Below are 2372 nucleotides of genomic sequence, written 5' to 3'. Positions count from 1 at the left end.
GAAAGGCCAATCAAACCTCGAAATAGCTGGTTCTCCGCGAAATCTATTTAGGTAGAGCGTCGGACTTATACCTCGGGGGGTAGAGCACTGCATAGGCTAGGGGGTCCTACAGACTTACCGATCTTAAGCAAACTCCGAATACCCGAGAGTACTATCCGGCAGACACACGGCGGGTGCTAACGTCCGTCGTGAAGAGGGAAACAACCCTGACCATCAGTTAAGGTCCCGAAGTCACGGCTAAGTGTGAAACGATGTGGGAATCCCAAAACAACCAGGATGTTGGCTTAGAAGCAGCCATCATTTAAAGAAAGCGTAACAGCTCACTGGTCTAGACAAGGGTTCCTGCGCGGACAATGTAACGGGGCTCAAGCCGTGCACCGAAACTATGGGTGTGTACTTGTACACGCGGTAGCGGAGCGTTCCGTAGGCCTGCGAAGGAGGATCTGTGAGGACCTCTGGAGGTATCGGAAGTGAGAATGCTGACATGAGTAACGCTAAGGGTGTGAGAAGCACCCTCGCCGAAAGTCCAAGGGTTCCTGCGTAAAGCTAGTCTTCGCAGGGTTAGCCGGTCCCTAAGGCGAGGCCGAAAGGCGTAGTCGATGGGAATGAGGTGAATATTCCTCAGCCAGCAGGTGGTGACGGATGTGAAGGATCGTGTTCCCTTAACGGATTGGGGATGCGGTCTCAGCGTTCCAGGAAATAGCCCCTGCATCAGACCGTACCCGAAACCGACACAGGTGGACTGGTAGAGCATACCAAGGCGTTGAGCGAATTGTGCTGAAGGAACTCGGCAAATTGCCTCCGTAACTTCGGGAGAAGGAGGCCCCGGTGATGGGCAACCGTCATCGGGGGGCACAGACTAGGGGGTGGCGACTGTTTAACAAAAACACAGGGCTCTGCGAAGCCGCTAAGGCGACGTATAGGGTCTGACGCCTGCCCGGTGCCGGAAGGTTAAGAGGAGGGGTGCAAGCTCCGAATTGAAGCCCCGGTAAACGGCGGCCGTAACTATAACGGTCCTAAGGTAGCGAAATTCCTTGTCGGGTAAGTTCCGACCTGCACGAATGGCGTAACGACTTCCCCGCTGTCTCCAGCACAGGCTCAGTGAAATTGAATTCCCCGTGAAGATGCGGGGTTCCTGCGGTCAGACGGAAAGACCCCGTGCACCTTTACTATAGCTTCACACTGGCATTCGTGTCGGCATGTGTAGGATAGGTGGTAGGCTATGAAGTTCGGGCGCCAGCTCGGATGGAGCCATCCTTGAAATACCACCCTTATCGTCATGACTGTCTAACCGCGACCCGTCATCCGGGCCCGGGACAGTGTGTGGTGGGTAGTTTGACTGGGGCGGTCGCCTCCCAAAGAGTAACGGAGGCGCGCGAAGGTAGGCTCAGACCGGTCGGAAATCGGTCGACGAGTGCAATGGCATAAGCCTGCCTGACTGCGAGACTGACACGTCGAGCAGAGTCGAAAGACGGCCATAGTGATCCGGTGGTCCCTCGTGGACGGGCCATCGCTCAACGGATAAAAGGTACGCCGGGGATAACAGGCTGATGATGCCCAAGAGTCCATATCGACGGCATCGTTTGGCACCTCGATGTCGACTCATCACATCCTGGGGCTGGAGAAGGTCCCAAGGGTTCGGCTGTTCGCCGATTAAAGTGGTACGTGAGTTGGGTTCAGAACGTCGTGAGACAGTTCGGTCCCTATCTGCCGTGGGTGTAGGAGCATTGAGAGGATCTGTCCCTAGTACGAGAGGACCGGGATGGACATACCTCTGGTGGACCTGTTGTGGCGCCAGCCGCATTGCAGGGTAGCTAAGTATGGACTCGATAACCGCTGAAGGCATCTAAGCGGGAAACGAACCTCAAAACGAGTGCTCCCTATCAGAGCCGTGGAAGACCACCACGTCGATAGGCCGGGTGTGGAAGCGCAGCAATGCGTGAAGCTTACCGGTACTAATAGCTCGATCGGCTTCATCGCTCTCATTATCCCTGTCCATCCCGAAAAGGGTGAACATCGGACAACACGACCAACACGATCCGGCGGGACAACAAGCCCGCCGCCAAAGACCTGATCCTTAAAGCTCATGACGAGGCCAACGCCTGCCATGAGCTCTTGCCCTTCGCCGGCCTGGTGGTCATGGCGGGGAGAAATGCACCCGATCCCATCCCGAACTCGGCCGTGAAACTCCCCAGCGCCAATGGTACTCCGTCTCAAGACGCGGGAGAGTAGGTCGCCGCCAGGCCTGCAAAGGACAAGATAAAGGGATCAAACACGAACAAAACACACGACTATATCTCTTCACAACAATGCCAGAACACAGACAACTACCAACAATCCAAAGCCCCCGCTGAGCAATCCGCGGGGGTTTT

2 rRNA genes are annotated in these 2372 nt (G+C 55.8%); both read left to right on the top strand.

Annotation, left to right across the window (positions count from 1 at the left end):
- A 23S ribosomal RNA gene (locus H512_RS0119920) occupies positions 1-1980 on the top strand; the annotation flags it as partial.
- Positions 1981-2129: 149 nt separating this feature from the next.
- Positions 2130-2245: ribosomal RNA gene (gene rrf / locus H512_RS0119915) — 5S ribosomal RNA — on the top strand.
- Positions 2246-2372: the final 127 nt, after the last annotated feature.

Origin of the sequence: Pleomorphomonas koreensis DSM 23070 (assembly GCF_000425185.1) — a bacterium.
Taxonomy (GTDB): Bacteria; Pseudomonadota; Alphaproteobacteria; order Rhizobiales; family Pleomorphomonadaceae; genus Pleomorphomonas; species Pleomorphomonas koreensis.
The sequence above is the reverse complement of the archived record's forward strand: the minus strand, read 5'-3'. Positions and strand labels throughout refer to the sequence as shown.